Origin of the sequence: uncultured Formosa sp. (genome assembly GCF_947500765.1) — a bacterium.
Classification (GTDB): Bacteria; Bacteroidota; Bacteroidia; order Flavobacteriales; family Flavobacteriaceae; genus Formosa.
Window position 1 is genome coordinate 127,702 of sequence record NZ_CANMTH010000003.1, and the last position, 17,943, is coordinate 145,644.

The following is a 17,943-nucleotide window of genomic DNA, read 5'->3' on the forward strand; positions in this document are numbered from 1 at the left end:
ATCATGAAATTAGCTATTGTAACCGCATTCCCTCCAAGTAAAGTAACCTTAACCGAATACGCATATCATCTAGTAAAACACTTTAGACAAAAGAAAGAAATTACTGAATTGATTTTGCTTACAGATAGAACAGATGGAGAAAAAGATCTTGAGTTTACTGAAGCAGGATGTAAGATTACAGTTAAAGAGTGTTGGTCGTTTAATAGTTATAGAAATTTATATACTGTAACAAGACAGATTAATAAAACGCAACCAGATGCCGTATTATTTAACTTACAGTTTATGAAGTTTGGTGACAAGAAAATTGCCGCTGCTTTAGGGTTAATGTTGCCTTTAGTTTGCAAGTTAAAAAAAATACCAAATATTGTTTTATTACACAATATTCTTGAAGAAGTAGATTTAGGAAGCGCCGGTTTTACGTCGAATAAATTAATGCAAAAAATTTATGGATTTATAGGCACAACATTAACTCAACTTATTCTTCAAGCAGATGCTGTTACAGTGACTATGCAGAAATATGTCGAGGTTTTAGAATTGAAATATTTGGCAGCAAATGTAAAATTAATTCCTCATGGTACGTTTGAAACTCCAGAAGAACAAGATTATAGCTTAAAAGATGGTCCGTTACAAATTATGACTTTCGGAAAATTTGGTACATACAAAAAAGTAGAAGGCATGATTGAAGCTGTAGAAATTGTAAGAGCCAGAACAGGTCTAGATTTAGAAGTTGTTATAGCAGGAACAGATAACCCTAATGTACCTGGTTATTTAGCTCAAGTACAAGAAGATTATAAGCATGTGCCACAAGTTCGTTTTACCGGGTATGTTGAAGAAGATGAAGTTGCAACTGTGTTTAATAACAGTACGGTAGTTGTATTTCCTTATACGTCTACTACAGGGAGTTCGGGGGTTTTACACCAAGCAGGAAGTTATGGTAAAGCCGTGGTAATGCCGGATTTAGGAGATTTAGCCAATTTGGTAAAAGAAGAAGGATATCAGGGCGAATTTTTTGAACCAACAAGCGTGGAGAGTTTAGCGCAAGCAATAGAGAATATAGTTACTAATAATGCATATAGAATTACATTAGGACAAGCAAATTATCAAGCAGCAACAGCTTTGCCTATGAGTAAAATAACAGCAATGTATTTAGAAACGTTTCATACTATAATCGAAAATAAATCTAGAGCACATCATCACACAAGTAGAAGTATTATTTTATAGAAATATATTTAAAAGCAGGTTTACGTTTGCCATCTTGGTTAATAAAACCAAAATGCTCTTGAGTTTGTTTTCTCCAAGGTTGCCATCCTACAACGTCTTCCGGAATATTATCAAAATCATACAAAGTCCAAGACATAAATTGTAAGTTATTCACTGCAATTATGTCTTGGATTTTTTTGTGATAGTTTGCTTGATCAGTGTCCGAAGATCCGAAAGGTTTCCATAAACCAGAATAAGACGACAATCCGAATTCTTGAAGGACTAATGGTTTGTTCGGAATTTCTGTTTTCATGTTTTTTATTGCTGCATCTAAAAGTTCTAAATCTTCGTAATAGTGAAACGATACAAAGTCTACTTTATCTTTTAAAATCGATGCGCTTTGTGTATTAGACCAGCCAATAGTTACTGGATGAGAATCATCTACAGATTTTACTAAATCTATCATATTATCTAACCAAGCAATTACATTATCTTTACCTCTTGATTCAAAATCTAAATTGGGTTCATTTTTTATATCCCAAGCTAACAGTGCATTGTGGTTTTTTAGTGTACTTACAATGGTTTCTGCATGACGCTGGTTTAACGTATAGCTCATTACCGAATAATCGCCATAAAAATCGAATAATGTTAATACCACTTTTAGTTGGTATGCTTCGGCAATATCTAAAGTTTGCTTTAATTTTTGTAATTTTTTTGCATCAACATTTGCTTTTCCAAAATCGTTATACTGTACAAAAAGGCGTATTGTATTTAAATCTGCCTCTTTTATAATTTTAAAGTCTTTTGAAATAATAGCTGTAGAAAACTGATTTCCAAACATATCCCAAGGATTGGCTTGCGGATAATAATTAATCCCTTTAATATTTAAATGATTTACAGAAATTATTTCATGACGTTTTTTAGATATATCAACATTTTCTTTTACAATATGTCGAATGCGCCAAAAGCCATCTTCAAGTAAAAATACGATGCTGTAATTTGAGGTTTCAGTAGTTTCTAAAACCATTTGTTCTGCTTTAAAAAGCCGTTTGTATTCGACAACATTTCTATCTGTAATCACTGCTAATTGGCCGTCTTCACTAAAAAAATCTAATGTTGGATTGTGTTTTAAAGTGGTTGCTTCAATAGTGATGTCTTCTGCTTTATTTAAAGTAATGAAATCGTATAAATTTTTTCTTGCACTATCTGTATAATAATCTTTAATTCCCGCTATTTTGTTCGTTTTGTAAGCAATTTGTTTTACATACCAAGCATCTAGATAATCGTTTTGTAAAGCATTTAAGTTTTCGTTATCCATTGGTCTGCCTTCATTTTGTAAAGGTTCCCATTCTAATTTTGGGGTGTACTGTTCTACTTTATTAATTTCTGTATGAAGCATGGTACTGCGGTCTGCACCCGTATTTAGATAGCTAAATAAGGCACTAACTCCTGAAATAATAAGGGCAATAACCATAATATATGAAATAATTAAAATGGTACGTAATATGTTTTTATTAAGACTTACCATAGTTTTTTTGTGTTGAATTCTTTTGTTTTTCCAGCCGTTTCTATACTGAAATCATAGTTGCTATTTTTATAAATAGCAGGTTTTAAATTGAAGCTTACATAGCCATTAAAGGACGTTTTTATAAGTGTATTTATAAGAGCACCGTTGTTGTAAATGTTTAGTTTGACTTGCAGTCCGTCTGGAATCATTTGTTTCATAAAACTTTGTAAAGGTCCAACAGTCAATGTTCTATTTTTATTAGAGAATAAAACCTCGAAATCTTCTATAACTTGTTTGTAACTAAGTAAAATTGTATTGCTTTCAGACATACCTTCTATATAGGCTTTAACGCTCCATGTGTCTTTAAAGTCGGGATGAATCATTTTAGATTGAGCAATACCATCTATAGTTGTTCCTGTAGTTTTTAAAATATCTTGCTTTTGATTTGTGATGAAGAATGTAACAAAAGTTCCGTCGCTAACTACGTTATTTTGTTTGTCTTTTATAACAGATGTCGAAAATGTTGTTATCTGATTACCATCGGCATATTCATGAGGTCGTGATGCAGAAATAGAGAAATCTGTAGGAATTGCTGCAGCTACATTTATAGTAAATTCTTTAGAGTTGATGCCTAAACTTTCTGAAGAGACTAACATGCGTCCGCTTTCTTGTTTAGAATTAATGTTTTTATAAGCAATTAAATGTTTTGTGAAAATATCGTGCGTTTCTTCGGAAGCCAAAAATTGATGCTTTGCTTTAACTAAGGTATGTTCTGCTAAAGGATTATCTAAAGAATCTGTAGGAATAACAACCAACATGGTGTAATCTGTACCTCCTGCTTGAATACTTGGCGGACCAATATACGTTTCCATAGTAGCAACTTCTTGTTTAGGATTGATCCTGATTTGTCCCGAAAGGAAATGACTCTTATTTAACAATTTCCAATTTATAAGCCCTGTTTTTTTGGTGATATTTTTTGGAATGAGGTATTCCCTAGTATTCTTTTTTAGGGTTGCAGTGACCAATGTAGATCCATAACTGTTAGCGCAATAGAGTAATGGAGCTTCTTGTGTGTTTATCGAAAATTGCAACGTAATTACCTGTCCTGCCTCATAGTTGGTTTTTGTACTTAGAAGTTTAATTGTTTTAGCTGTTTTATTTTGTTGCGCAACAGCAAATGGAGACGTTAAAATCAAGCTTAAAAGGAACAAATATGTGTATGTTAACTTCATTAATTTGGGCTACCTATATAGGTGTTAATTTCTATTTTTATATAACTAAAATCTGGATGTACAATATGTTGTAGTTCTTCGTTTGTATGATTTTCAATTCTGGTTGGTATTATTTTATTAGCAATAGCATCATTTGGTAAGCCATTAACAAATATGTTTTTCATGCTATTATTAATGATTTTTATTTTTCCATCTTTTAAAATGGAGTATTTAAAATTTTGTTTGCGTTGTTGTCTAATGCCTTCTTTTACAAATAAATGATCGACCCAAACCATAGTTTTGTTTTCATCATAATAGGTGATTAATAGTTGTGGAATGGTAATTTCTTGAATTCCGCTATTAAACAGGTTTCCGTTTATGGTTTCATTTGTAATATCAATAGCACTCAATACAACATTTTTATATAAATCGGATCCAGAAACATTTCCAGCCACTTGCAAATTGAATTTAGTTGGTTGTTCTTCAAATTCAACGGGAGTAAATTCATCAGGATTAAACGTATCGGGAATAGAATCTTGTGTTTTAGACCATGCAATACCTTCAAAGTTAATCCTGAAACTACTAGATTCTTTAGGCATTAATTTGTGTTTTACATGATACTTTGCATTATAGGTAGCTAATTGTTTATTATTATCGTTATATAAGCTGCCCTTTAAAATAACATCTGCAGGAACATTATCTATATTTTGTACTTCACCAATAATTGCATAATGCCCATTGTATTGTACTAATTTCGCAGAAATAATTTCTAGAACAGGTTGTTTTAAAACGTCTTCGTGGTGTGTTTGCTCTGTAGTAATGCGGCGACGTCCTTGATTAAAATATTTGGTTGTGTTAGCCGAAAACAATTGGTCTGGTGGTAAATCGTTATTTAAATCGTCTGGTTGTAAATACCATTTTCCTTTTATTTTAGAAAGTGATTTATAATCTACTTTTTTTATTTTTTCCAAGGGTGTAATCCATTGGCTAGTCACTTTTGCAGCGACTGTACTGTCGTTATAGTTAGTAATTTCAGTTTTAATAGCATCCATTTTGGCATAACTACTTAATAAACCATCTGTCACAGAAATTTCTAACATATATTGTGAAATCGGAATATTACTATTGGGATCAATTAAGCTGTATGCTTTTTCAAATTTTTTAAAATCTAGAGCATCGTAGTAAGCAATTACGGCATTTTCAGGACTGCGTTGTGAATCATTTTTTAGGTAAAATACATAAATACCGTAAAACAAGATGCTGGCTAGAAATAAGGACCAAATATGAGTGATACGCAAAACATTTCGATTAAATTTTTTGTAGGTAACCGAGTATTTTAAAAAGTCGGGAATAGGTTTTATTCGTGTTTTTAACATGTTTACCCAAAGCATTTGTATATTTAAAATAAATGCAACTAAAACCGTAAGAAACGGAATAACTCCCCACATAATTTTTAGCCATTTGGCAACATCTTCTTTAGGTAAAATAGAAGACACAGGTGGTATATTTAGGCGTTCCCAAACCATAATGCCATTTTCTAATTGGCGTAAACGTTGCCAACCACAGAAATAGAGAATAGGATCGTAAAATTTATCGTTTGAGAATATGTACTTGAGGTTGTATTTTTCGGGTGTGGTTAAAAATTGTTGTAACGATCCAATACCGGCAACACCTTTAAATTTAGAGTTTTCTAAACGTTCGATAGGTCTTGTGGTAAGTTCTGGTAGGCGTCTTGCAGAATGGTAATTTCCATCTACAGTCATGGCATTGGTTTGGGCACTTAGCCAAGCCATTTGGTCTCCAAAGCCTAAGGTTAAAAAACGCCATTTATCGTGATCGTCTTGATTTAAGAAATTTACTATAGGCAACATCTTTATTTTCTGAGGTTGCGATGGTCTAAAGTAATTTAAACTCATCGTAAAAATCACCATAAACACAAAAAGTCCAGCTAATATTCCGCCAATAACACGATGATATATTGCTCCAAACCTAGACTGAATGAGTTCTTTTAAATCACCTTCAACAAACCGATAGGCAAATTCGCCTAACATAGGTATGGACAAGATAGAAGCCCAAAGTGTAAATCGATCTAAAGTTAAAATATTAAAAGCTGTTTCACCGAGTATTTTTAAAGGTATAGGAGTTGTTCCTCCTGTTCCTAAAATGGTACAAATGGTTATAGATAATCCAAAAAACAAATACCGTTTGCTATAATATCTATAAAAAATATAAGGGAGTATTATGAGTAAAATTCCCCAAGGAATTAGGAAGAATACTAATCCAGAAGACGTGATTTCTAGAAAATTATCTCGTGAACCATGCGGAATTGGAACCTGAGTAATTGGATTGGCTTTAGAGTTTAACCAATACGGAAAAATACACCCCACAATTAAAACTAAAGACAGCATCCCGAAACTTATAATTCGTTTAAATAGCTTGAAAAAACTACTTAGAAAGAGTTTAAAGGTTACTTCTTTCATAGAGGAGACTTGTTCTCTAGAAACATCCATGATTACCATGCCTATTAAAGGAAATATAAAAAAGACCATCCCAAAAATTGGCGTAACATGGTGCGATGTTACTGTAACAGCAATTAAAGATAAGCTCGTTGCTAAATACCATTTTCTACCTGTTTTTAACCATAAATAAATTTCTGGTAACGCATGCATTAATACAGAAACACCTATAATACTTGGTAATTGTCCGAAAATATGAAGGGTTTCTATAAAGGAAGACGAAAACACGGCCAAAACTGTAGCATAACCAGCAATAGTTTTATTAGCTGTTATTAATAACGAAAACCGATAAGCCCCTGTTATAAATAATACAATTGCGATAAGAGCGACACAAAACATGCCGAATTTTAAGCCACCAATTAGAGATAATAATGCAATAGATTGGTGTACTAAAGGCGGGTAACTTTGTACTGTGAAGCCAGTATACCATTCGTAGTTCCAAGGTTCGAACCAATTATGAGCATAATGATCTGCAAAAAATAAATGGATTAATGCATCGTAAGTGGTTTCCAAAGTAAAAAATATGGCACTACCATGAAAAGCCAATCCTAAGAGAAGCGCAGATATTAAGTATTTATTCGAGGTTTCTTTCATTAAAAGCCTTAAGGATAACAGTATGGTAAAGATATGTAATTTAAATAGTGCTTTTATTTTTAATGACCTACAGCAACCTACCATTCGTCGACACTAAGTGATTGGTTAATCTAAATAAGTATTTTACAGCCAACTACAATCCTACTTTTGTAGTATTAAAATTAAAATATATTCTTCCAATGAAAGTTTTAGCCATAGATGACCAACAGTTAGTATTACTTCCTTTGCAAAAAAGATTAACCGAACTAGGTTACAATGTAAAAATTGAAACAGATGCCGCTGAAGGTTTAGAATTATACACGTCTTTTAGACCTGATTTGGTTATTGTAGATATTAATATGCCAGGAATATCAGGTTTAGATATTATAAGACAAATTAGGACTTCTAACCATCCGGATACTCCAATTATGGTATTGTCAGGGAATGTTCAAGACCATGTTATTACTGAAGGTTTTGATTTAGGAATTAACGATTATATGAAAAAACCATTAAGTTTAAATGAGATAAGTGCTCGTGTTAAACGTTTAATTGGTGCACCAAATGTACAAAATACAATAGCAAAGAGTAATGTTATTATTCAAGAGCGTTGCGTGGGTGTCGTTATTCCATGTTATAATGAAGAAGAACGTTTGTTAAGTAAAGAATTTACAGATTATATTGATAAGAACACAGGATATCATTTATGTTTTGTGAATGACGGAAGTAAGGATGAAACTTTAGAAATTTTAAAAGACTTACAACAAGGACGGGAAGATTTTATAACCGTTTACGATTGTGAAAAAAATGGAGGTAAAGCAGAAGCCGTACGTTTGGGAATGTTACATATGGCTAAAAAAGAAGACTTAGATTATATCGGGTTTTTAGATGCCGATTTATCTACAGATTTAGCAGATTTTGATGATTTAGTAAAGACTATAGAAACATCAGATTTTAAAATTGTAAGTGGTTCTAGAATCTCAAGAATGGGAGCAAATATTACTAAAGAATCTGCACGAAAAGTAATTAGTTCATCTATTAACTTTATTATCAGGAAGATTTTAAAAATGGATTTTAAAGACACTCAATGTGGTGCTAAGATTTTTCGTAAAGATGTTATTGAAATCGCGTTTGGAAAAAAATTTGTAACTCAATGGATTTTCGATGTCGAAATTTTTATAAGAATGTCTCAGTTTTTTGGATTAAAACAAGCAAAATCTATGCTCTGTGAACAACCTCTAAAACGATGGATTCATGCCGATGGTTCTAAATTATCTATGAAAGATTCTATTAAAATAATAGGGCAGTTGGGACAGATTGCTTGGGTATATAGAGGCAAAAAGAATAACCTAAATGTTAAAGGCACAAAACTAGATATGATACATGAATAAGTCGCATTTTTCATATTAATTAAAATCTAAAATTATGAAAATTGGAATACTTATTATTTTCTTCAACAATGAAAAAGAAATAGACAATCATTTATTTAATAGTTTGTTGAGACTTCCTAAACTCGTGCGATTAAGTCTTGTTAATAATGGGAGTACAGATAATACCTTAGAAAAATTACAAGAGCTAGAGGATAGCTACAATGCAGATTTATCTTTGATAGATATAAAAAAAAATAAAGGGACTAATGCTGCTTTAAAAGCAGGAGCAAGGTATTTGTTAGAAAAAGAAGACTTAAAACATATTGGGTATTTAAATTTAGAATCGGCTTTTAACTTTAAAAAAGTTGCTGAAATTATGATCTTAATTAAAGAGAATTACGATTTAATTGCTCCTTATAGTGTAGAAATAAATAATAATACTCCTTTCCAGCGATCACTTTTTAAGAATATGTTTTCAATGTCTGACTGGGTATTAGACTTACAACACAAGAAATTAGAGAACGTGTAATAATTGTAGTTAAGACTTCTAACGTTTTTAAGATTAAAAAATGTTTAAAACCCTTCTTCTTTTAATTCAGAGCGTTCCTTTTTATTAAAATATTCAATAATAGAATTCATTTTTTGTTTGTCTCTTTTTCTAGCATAAACCCAACCATATAATTTTCCCATATTTGTTTTATAATCAAACCATTTTCCTTTTGGATTTAGTGTTTCATCATATCTAAATTCTTTCCATTTTTGGATTTTATCAGTTACCGTATCTGGTTTTTCCCATGTTCTAACATCTCCAAATTTTTTCTTCCAAACCTTATTTAATTTTTTAATGGTTTGTTTTTTCAATATTTCTTTTTTTGGTAAAACATAGATGTTAAACCTCGTTATATATCTTTGTCTATTAGGCTTTTCATCGGTTGAAAGTTCTGTTATAAATTTTTCTAGATAATGTTCAGGCTCTTTGCTATGCATTTTAAAGTTTACGCCTAGACTTTCTATTTTTTTAATTAATTCAGGATTGTTTTTACTTTTAGCTGATGTTAGAAAAGTACCTAAATTTTTATCTTTGTATTTAAACCTATGATTTACTTGGATTTTTACACCTTCATCAATAGCGTTCTTTAAAAGATTTAGCCATTCATTTTCCTTTATTTTATTTTTAGATTCCATTTTTGAAAGATATATATAATTTTGTAATAAGATTTTCTGTTTTGTTGAAATGCTTATTACGCTAAATTAGGCATTATTCTGTAAATTGATTGTAATACGTTTTTATCACCTGTTCTACGGGTTTGTTTTGCGGTGTAAATCTAGAATCGTTTACCCCACCAGATTGGTCATGGTTTATAAACCATTTCCAAACAAAACCACCCGCAAACCATGCCTCTCCCCAGAAGGTTTCGAATAAGGCTTTGGTGCAATTTACTTGTGCCTCGAGATTAACTTGATCCATATCTCTATCACTTTTCCAAGGTGCTTTACCACTATAATCTACACTTCGGTAACCAAACTCTGTAAATATAATTGGTTTATCATGTTGCTTAGAAAAGGTCTCAACACTCTTTTTATGGGGTTTCAATCCTTCTAAAGCATCTTCAAAACTAGGTGTTTTTTTAGGGCTTAACGGAAAGTAAGCGTTAATGCCAATATAATCTAATTTGTCCCAAAACGGAGTCTTTTCAAATTCATCCCAATTGGCGGCATAGGTTAATTTTCCAGAGTATACGTTCTTGATGTTTTTAATTAATATTTGCCAATAATCTGGTCTAGCAGTTATAAATTGCTCTAATTCTGTTCCAATACAAAACATATCCACTTTAGCTTCTTCTGCTAATTTTGCATATTCTAGTATATATTTAGAATATGAATTTTCTAAAATAGTCCAGTTTTCTTCATTTTGCATATTTATATTCCCCGTGAATTCTCCGTGTCTTACCCAAATTTGAGGTTTAAGCATCACTTTTATATTTTGCTTTTGTAACTCATTTATGTAATGCTTAGAGCCCGATCTTGTTTCGCCGTACCATTGTCTGTCGCTATTAAATCTAATGTCTGGGTGATTAAGATTTTGAATCGAACCAAAAGGCATTACAGCAGCATAATTTGCATGAATTGTAACAAGGGGTTCAATGTGGTTTTTTTCTACAGTATGTCTTGAGGCAACAAAACTTACACCATTAATTTTATGAGTCTGAGTCTGGCAAGACAGTACGCTAAAGAGTAATAAAAAGAATAGGCAGTTGATTATTTTCATAGATAAGATTTTAAAAACGTCGAATTTAGTATAAATCACTAAGCGACAATTTAAAAGTTTTCCCAAAATTTTAATTAAAGGTTAAATGCGCATATGTATGTATTAAAAAACATTTTCAAATCAAAAAAATAATATAATTAGAATTTTATAACCTTACAGCAATACTCTAATTTAAATACTTTCTAAATTAGGTTTAGCCTATAAGTTCTTACCTTTAAGTTCGACCTAACATGTGATAACAATTAAATCTATGGAACATATTGCCATTATTGGAAACGGAATTTCTGGAGTAACGCTTGCGAGACACATTAGAAAAAATTCTGACAAAAAGATTACTATAATATCTGGAGAAACTGAGTTTTTTTTCTCGCGTACCGCACTCATGTATGTGTATATGGGACATATGAAGTTTGAACATACACAACCTTACGAGGATTGGTTCTGGGAGAAAAACAGGATTGCACTAAAAAAAGGCTATGTAAAACAGGTTGATACAAACTTGAAAACACTTCATTTTAAAGAAGGAGATACTTTACAATATGATAAACTTGTGATTGCTACAGGAAGTAAACCTAATAAATTTGGTTGGCCAGGACAGGATTTAGAAGGAGTTATGGGGATGTATCATAAACAGGATTTAGAGAATTTAGAAAAACACGCTCCTAATAAAGACGTTTGTAAACGTGCCGTTATTGTTGGAGGAGGTTTAATTGGTATTGAAATGGCAGAAATGTTAAGTAGCCGTAGTATTCCTGTAACTTTCTTGGTGAGAGAGAATAGTTTTTGGAATGGTGTATTGCCAAATGGTGAAAGCGAAATGATTAATCGTCATATTAAAAATCATCATATTGATTTAAGACTCTCTACAAATTTAAAGGAAATTGTTTCAGATGAACATGGAAAAGTAAAATCTGTAATTATTGAAGAAACAGGTGAAGAAATTCCGTGTAATGTTGTAGGACTTACTGCAGGAGTAGCTCCAAATATTGATTTTATTAGAGATTCTGGTATAGACATAGGTCGAGGTGTAAAAGTAAATCGTTTTTTAGAAACTAATATACCCGATATTTATGCGATTGGTGATTGTGCCGAGCAACATGAAGCTATAGGAAATAGACGACCAATAGAAGCGGTTTGGTACACAGGCCGTATGATGGGAGAAGTTTTAGCACAAACTATTTGTGGCAATAAAATGGAATACAAACCAGGACATTGGTTTAACTCTGCAAAATTTTTAGACATCGAATATCAAACCTATGGTTGGGTGTTTAGTGAAAGGAGTAAATCTGAACACGAAGTACATTTTCATTGGAAGCATGCAGATGATACCAAGTGTATAACTGTAGCTTACCATAAAGACACGAACGCATTTCTAGGGATTAATACTTTTGGAATTCGGATGCGTCATGACGTATTTGACCGTTGGCTTACCGAAGCACGGGATATGGATTATGTAATGAATCATTTAACCGAGGCTAATTTTGATCCAGAATTCTATTCAAAATTTGAAAAAGAGATTCTAGAAACTTACACTAACCAATTACAAACTGCATAACATGAGTAATAAAATAAATAATAGTATGTCATTGGCTAATCCCGATGCTTTAAATATTACGAACACACAAAAAATTGCACTTGCCATTGGTGCTATTGGTTTATTTATAATGGCTTTAGCACTTTTTAATACCAACTTTCCAAATAAAGGACTGTTTCTTACGCTTGCATTAGGCGCTATAATTGGTGGAGTAATTCTATATTCTAGAGAGGCTTATCTTAATAAATTAGAAGGTATAAAAAACGATGGTGTTTGGTTTAAATCTATTTCGTCTCGTGGTGTTTTAGGTTGGATTTTGGGTGTGGTGTTAACCTCTTTTTATATTGTATTGTATTTCTTTCCTAAGTATTTAGGTTTAGGTACTAACGGTGAAGCAAACTCAGGTTTAATAGGCCTTTTCGATCCGCTTAGTCATTTACTAAGTGGGAGAGATGCCAGTCAGTGGTTTGTGTATGGTGTATTATATACGGTTGCTATATTGGCTTTTGGATATAAGTTTATATTAAAATACAGACATAATCGTTACCAGCAATTACGTACAGGATCTGTCATGTTTTTTCAATTGGGATTTGCCTTTTTGATTCCTGAATTCATGTACGTTATGAATAACGATTTACCATATTACGATCTTAAAAGTATATGGCCACTTAATTACTATATTTTTGATGAATGGTCTGTAAAAGGATTTCTTTCTACAGGAAATATTGGTATTGCATTACTGTTATTTGGGTTGTTATCTATTTTTGTTATCACACCTATTTTAACTTACAAATATGGAAAACGTTGGTATTGTTCTTGGGTATGTGGTTGTGGTGGTTTAGCTGAAACTGCGGGAGATTCCTTCAGACAGTTATCGTCTAAAAAAATGTCTGCTTGGAAGTTAGAACGTTGGTTAATTCATACCGTATTAGTCTTTTCTGTAGTGATGACTGTTGCTATGGTATATTCATATTTAGGCTACGAAAAAAATGATTTTTGGTTAACAAGAGACGTATTTATTTCTTTAGTTATTGGTTTGTTAACAGTGGTATTTGCTGCAGTGATGTACTTTAAAAGACACGAATTAGGTAAAGACGCTAAAATGGGAGCGATTGGTTATGCTGTTGTTATAGCATTATTACTAATCATGCATTTTACAGGAACCACAGATCAGTTGTTTTTTATTAAATCAGGAACATTACGCTCTGCTTATGGATTATATATAGGTTCAATTTTTTCTGGAGTGATTGGAACTGGATTTTATCCTATTTTAGGAAACCGTTCTTGGTGTCGTTTTGGTTGTCCAATGGCAGCGATCTTAGGATTCCAACAACGTTTGTTTTCTAAATTTAGAATAACTACTAATGGAGGACAATGTATTTCTTGCGGAAACTGTTCTAACAGTTGTGAAATGGGAATAGATGTTAGAGCGTATGCACAGAAAGGTGAAAACATTGTACGTTCTAGTTGTGTAGGTTGTGGCGTGTGTTCTGCAGTGTGCCCTAGAGGTGTTTTAAAATTAGAAAACGATTCTATGAAAGGTCGTATCAATCCTACAGAAGTACTTTTAGGAAATGATGTAGATTTAATGGATTTACTTAATAATAAATAATAAAACGAGTTTCAAACTCTCGTTTAAATTATCAGTGTTTTATGCTTTAAAAGGATATAACACTGATAATTTATTCGTTTTTAGAAGTCGTAGTTATGGGTTCTTTTTCTATTTTAATGAAATAATGTAAAGGATGAAAACACATATCCTTAAAAATATTAAAGAGTATTTTAGGTAGCAATCTAAAATTTACACCTCTCGATTTTAATGCTAAATAGAAGGTAATTGAAAAACTAACGATAAAGTTTACCAATCCAATTAGTAAAGCTCCAATAATACCTAGTAGCATGATTTTAATACTAAAATCGAAATTCATGATAGCAAAACCTAGGTTTGCAGAACTAAAAGCAACGTGTCTGATATCTATTTCGAAAGGAAAAATATGGCTTAGTAAAAACGACGATCCTAGAAAGAATCCAAGACTGATATTGCCAAATAATGTACCTGCTTTCTTTTCAAAAAACGTTGCCAAACGTTTACTGTTAAATAACAATTTGTTGTTTCTAATACGGTGTGCTACTTTAGAAGCAATAACTTTATTATCTACATAACCAGAAATTAAACCCGATAATGCTAAGAAAAAACCTGCAATTGCGGCAAAGAAAAGCAATTGTGTTTTGGGAAGTATTTTGTTAATTAAGTATTCGGGTTTCACTATTTTTGTCACATATTGTATATCTATTAGTTGTAAAACATACATTAACCCACAGGCAAATAGTATAGCCATTATAAAGTTTCCCATCACAGAAATAAACTGACTTCTAAATACTTTTCTTACCACATAAATAATACTTTTTATAGAGTCGTATTTTAGGTTACCTTCCTTGTCAATGTTTTTTGCAAGCGTAGTCGCTGTCATTGCAGGTTGTTTAGTAGCAATTATACCTCCTAATTCTTTTACAATTATAAAACACAATGCGTAGTTTATACTATATAAAAGCGCATGTGTAAACTCAGTTGCTGCGAAGGAGGTTAAAATTAATTTTAGAAAAGCAAAGATTGCGATGATGCTTCCACCAAATAAAGATCTGTTAAAGAAACTCCAATACTCTTTACGGCTTTCGGCAATATATTTTTGTCCTTTATTAGAATTGTGTTCAACTATTTCCATAGCTACCAAATCCGAATGTCTGCTAATATAGCGTCTAATATTGTCTTTATATTTAGTGTATGCTATAAAATCTGTTAAGATATTTTTCCAGTACTTTTCTGAAGATATATTTAGTTTTAAGAACAGTAATTCTTTAATTCTTGTGGTATATTCTAGAATTCTTCTTGTGGTTAATGTGAGGTGAAAACTTGTTCCAATCTTATTTTTATTTTTCCTTAACTCAATAATAAGACGTTCTATGTCTTTTAATGTGTTAATTAACTCTAAAGTATCTTCTCTTTCACAGTTAGATAAATGATTTATTTTTTCGAGTAAAATTTTAAAAGGTTCAGAATTTAATTCCAAATAATCGCTTTTAGCTTTAATATTACTGTCTAGTCCAAAAGCCACAACTTTAGCACATAAGGCTTTAATACTTAAATCTAATTGTTGTGCTGTTTGGCTTCTTGAAATGGTTTTAAAGTCGATTATAGACAAGATGTATGGAACAGGATTTTCTTTTTTTAGTAATACATATTCTACGGTATTAACATCGGGAATATTGGGCAGAATTTTTCTGTAAAACCTGTTTATAATACCAGAACTAAACCCATATTCTTCCATAAGAGAATACTTGGTAAAGAATGAATAAAAATTCAAATGTTCTAATTTCATAGGTTCAATTTCATCAAGAATTATGTATACTTAGTGTTGTTAATCTAATCAACGTTATATGCTATAAACAACAAAAGTAACTTATGTGTAACATTGTCTTGAGCTCTTTTAATTTAATGTTTAACTCAAATTTTAATAGGTAGATTTTTTATGTTAACTAGAAAGACTCAAAAACAAGACGACGTAACTTGTAGGGTATTATTTAAGTAATCCTACTAACATTAGAATTTCTAGAAATATTTTGAACGATTTAGAACGTATTCCAATAAATGTTTTGGTATGATCCTGTACTAAACATAATACTTTTTTATAATGTGTTCTAACCACTTTTTCACTCACTCCAATTGCTTTGGATGTATCTTTTACAGAAAGGTTAAGTTCCCAAATAGATTTAAAAATATCTTGAGTGAGTTTCGGAAAATTTATTAACACACGATCTATCATGTCTAACATGTCTTTAACCTGAATGTCTTCAATAATGTGCAAATAGCTGTCTTCGTTAGCCATGGTTTCTAAAGCAAATTCAGAACCTAAAAATTTTGAAGCAGACGTACGCAAATAATCCAACATTCTGTAAGTAAAATAGTGAATTAAATAGGTTCTTGCAACTCCAAACTCATCTGTTTTAATCGCATGAGGTTTAGTCCAAAAAATAACCCAGAAATTTTGCACAATATCTTCGGCTAAATCTCTATTTCCTGTACGTTTGGTTGCCCAGTTTAATAATAATTTGGCATACTTATCATAAAAGACTTTAAATGCTTTTTCGTCTTTGTCATTATAAATTGCTAGAAGTAAATCCTGATCTGAACGATACATTTTTTTAGGGAGTGCTTTATAATTACAAACATAGTATGTTTTTTAGGCTGAAAATTTGATAAGTAGATTAATAAAATGTTATGATAGATTGCTATAAAAGCTTGTTTTTAGATGTTTTTAACTAATTTTTAAGTGTAAATAACTAAAAAACAGGGTGTTGTTTAACGTAACGTTTTGTTAATGGCTTTAGAGGGAAAAAAATAAGCCTTGGACACGATATATAGATGAATGCCTAAAAGCACAGATCTATTATATAAATGAAGACTACCAACAAAAGAAAATGGTTAGAATTAATTTGGGTAAATAAATTACTTGAGCGCTATTTTGATGGACGTGCTACCGAAAAAGAGCAATATACTATCGCGCATTGGAATCCTGAAATAGGTAAGGATATTGCACAAGATACTTTAGAACCTAATGAAGATACAGAACGTATCTGGAAAAACATTGTAGCAGAACTTCATTTAACGCCAAAAGCACCTGATAAGAAAATGTTTCAGTTTTATCATTATGCGGTTGCTGCTTCTGTTATATTATTTATTTCTATGAGTATTTTGTTTTTTAAACACACAGATCAGGTAGAAACTACACAACCTAAAACACACATTGTAAATTCTAAATCTATTCCTGCTGGCACAGATAAGGCGATTTTAACTTTAGAAGATGGTACTGAAGTTGTCCTTACAGATCACACAAATTATAACACAAATCAGGTACAGAGTAATGGTAAACAACTCGTTTATAATAATTTATTACCTCAGCAACACACCGGAGCTATTCAGGAAATAAAATACAATTATTTAACAGTACCAAGAGGCGGGCAGTATTATGTGAAATTGGCAGATGAAACTGAAGTTTGGTTAAATTCAGAATCTCAGTTAAAATTTCCAACATCATTTATTGCGGGTAAAACACGACAAGTAGAGTTAGTGTATGGTGAAGCTTATTTTGATGTGTCTCCGAGTAGTAAACATGGTGGTGCTAAGTTTAAAGTCAATAATCAAAATCAGAGTATTGAAGTTTTAGGTACAGAATTTAATATTAAAGCCTACAGAGACGAATCTAAAATTTATACGACACTAGTAGAAGGACAAGTTGCTGTAGATTTTAAAAACAACCATAAAGATTTAATTCCAAATCAAAAACTCACTTTAAACGTATTAAATCATAATGTAACTATAGATCATGTTGATGTGCAATCTGAAATATCGTGGCGCGATGGTCTTTTTTATTTTAAAGGCGATTCCTTAAAAGATATTATGAAAATAATTTCGAGATGGTATGATGTGGATGTTCAGTTTGAAAATAAAAATCTTGAAGAGATAACGTTTAAAGGCGTTTTAGCAAAGCATCAAAACCTTACAGAAATACTAGAAATAATTAAAAACCTGAGTATAATTAAAAGCTATAATTTATATGACAAAACCCTTATCCTGAATTAAATAAAAAGCAAAGGGAATGAAGTTAAGACCGTGCAAAGTAGAAACTATATTCCCTTTTTTAATCACTAATCAATTAAAATTATAATCAATTAATTAACAAATTTATGAAAATTAAATTAAACAGTATT

The 17,943-nt window shown here is 31.5% G+C and carries 13 protein-coding genes; 6 read left to right on the forward strand and 7 right to left on the reverse strand.

Annotated features, from left to right (window positions below):
- The first annotated feature begins 3 nt into the window (after positions 1 to 3).
- The gene (locus Q1B05_RS06785) at positions 4 to 1,221 is read left to right on the forward strand and encodes a glycosyltransferase (RefSeq protein ID WP_299778960.1); all 1,218 of its coding nucleotides are present in this window, start codon (positions 4 to 6) and stop codon (positions 1,219 to 1,221) included.
- Here Q1B05_RS06785 and Q1B05_RS06790 read toward each other — a convergent pair.
- From Q1B05_RS06790 to Q1B05_RS06800, 3 genes are read right to left on the reverse strand one after another with little or no spacing between them, the layout of a single operon-like run.
- Complete coding sequence (locus Q1B05_RS06790; protein ID WP_299778962.1) at positions 1,211 to 2,728, reverse strand: glycoside hydrolase family 2 TIM barrel-domain containing protein; 1,518 nt, start codon at positions 2,726 to 2,728, stop codon at positions 1,211 to 1,213. The two genes, Q1B05_RS06785 and Q1B05_RS06790, sit on opposite strands and share 11 nt — an antisense overlap.
- Positions 2,722 to 3,939 carry a hypothetical protein gene (locus tag Q1B05_RS06795; protein ID WP_299778964.1) on the reverse strand — a complete coding sequence of 406 codons (1,218 nt, stop codon included), beginning with the start codon at positions 3,937 to 3,939 and terminating at the stop codon, positions 2,722 to 2,724. Before Q1B05_RS06795 ends, Q1B05_RS06790 begins: the two co-directional genes overlap by 7 nt.
- Positions 3,939 to 7,028 carry a hypothetical protein gene (locus Q1B05_RS06800; protein ID WP_299778966.1) on the reverse strand — a complete coding sequence of 1,030 codons (3,090 nt, stop codon included), beginning with the start codon at positions 7,026 to 7,028 and terminating at the stop codon, positions 3,939 to 3,941. Before Q1B05_RS06800 ends, Q1B05_RS06795 begins: the two co-directional genes overlap by 1 nt.
- A 179-nt stretch (positions 7,029 to 7,207) precedes the next feature.
- On the opposite strand from Q1B05_RS06800, the gene Q1B05_RS06805 reads away from it, so the two are divergent.
- The gene (locus Q1B05_RS06805) at positions 7,208 to 8,395 is read left to right on the forward strand and encodes a response regulator (RefSeq protein ID WP_299778968.1); all 1,188 of its coding nucleotides are present in this window, start codon (positions 7,208 to 7,210) and stop codon (positions 8,393 to 8,395) included.
- A gap of 34 nt (positions 8,396 to 8,429) precedes the next feature.
- Positions 8,430 to 8,903 (forward strand): glycosyltransferase, encoded by a 474-nt coding sequence (locus tag Q1B05_RS06810; RefSeq protein WP_299778970.1) that lies wholly within the window; start codon positions 8,430 to 8,432, stop codon positions 8,901 to 8,903.
- Between the two features lie 44 nt (positions 8,904 to 8,947).
- Here the strand turns inward: Q1B05_RS06810 and Q1B05_RS06815 are convergent, their stop codons facing one another.
- Together Q1B05_RS06815 and Q1B05_RS06820 are read right to left on the reverse strand one after the other, a co-directional pair.
- Positions 8,948 to 9,559: a hypothetical protein gene (locus Q1B05_RS06815; protein WP_299778972.1), complete on the reverse strand. Its 612-nt coding sequence runs from the start codon at positions 9,557 to 9,559 to the stop codon at positions 8,948 to 8,950.
- Positions 9,560 to 9,632: 73 nt separating this feature from the next.
- Positions 9,633 to 10,643, reverse strand: coding sequence for a glycoside hydrolase (locus Q1B05_RS06820; protein ID WP_299778974.1), 1,011 nt, complete (start codon positions 10,641 to 10,643; stop codon positions 9,633 to 9,635).
- A gap of 250 nt (positions 10,644 to 10,893) precedes the next feature.
- On the opposite strand from Q1B05_RS06820, the gene Q1B05_RS06825 reads away from it, so the two are divergent.
- Positions 10,894 to 12,198, forward strand: coding sequence for an FAD-dependent oxidoreductase (locus tag Q1B05_RS06825; RefSeq protein WP_299778976.1), 1,305 nt, complete (start codon positions 10,894 to 10,896; stop codon positions 12,196 to 12,198).
- A gap of 1 nt (position 12,199) precedes the next feature.
- Positions 12,200 to 13,789 (forward strand): 4Fe-4S dicluster domain-containing protein, encoded by a 1,590-nt coding sequence (locus Q1B05_RS06830; RefSeq protein WP_299778978.1) that lies wholly within the window; start codon positions 12,200 to 12,202, stop codon positions 13,787 to 13,789.
- A gap of 70 nt (positions 13,790 to 13,859) precedes the next feature.
- Here the strand turns inward: Q1B05_RS06830 and Q1B05_RS06835 are convergent, their stop codons facing one another.
- Both Q1B05_RS06835 and Q1B05_RS06840 read right to left on the reverse strand, forming a co-directional pair.
- Complete coding sequence (locus Q1B05_RS06835) at positions 13,860 to 15,554, reverse strand: hypothetical protein (RefSeq protein ID WP_299778980.1); 1,695 nt, start codon at positions 15,552 to 15,554, stop codon at positions 13,860 to 13,862.
- Between the two features lie 198 nt (positions 15,555 to 15,752).
- On the reverse strand, positions 15,753 to 16,373 hold the full coding sequence (locus Q1B05_RS06840) for a sigma-70 family RNA polymerase sigma factor (RefSeq protein ID WP_299778982.1): 621 nt from the start codon (positions 16,371 to 16,373) through the stop codon (positions 15,753 to 15,755).
- Between the two features lie 257 nt (positions 16,374 to 16,630).
- Between Q1B05_RS06840 and Q1B05_RS06845 the strand changes: the two genes are divergently transcribed.
- Entirely contained in the window at positions 16,631 to 17,815 is a 1,185-nt protein-coding gene (locus tag Q1B05_RS06845; RefSeq protein ID WP_299778984.1) for a FecR family protein, read from the forward strand.
- Positions 17,816 to 17,943 lie beyond the last annotated feature (128 nt).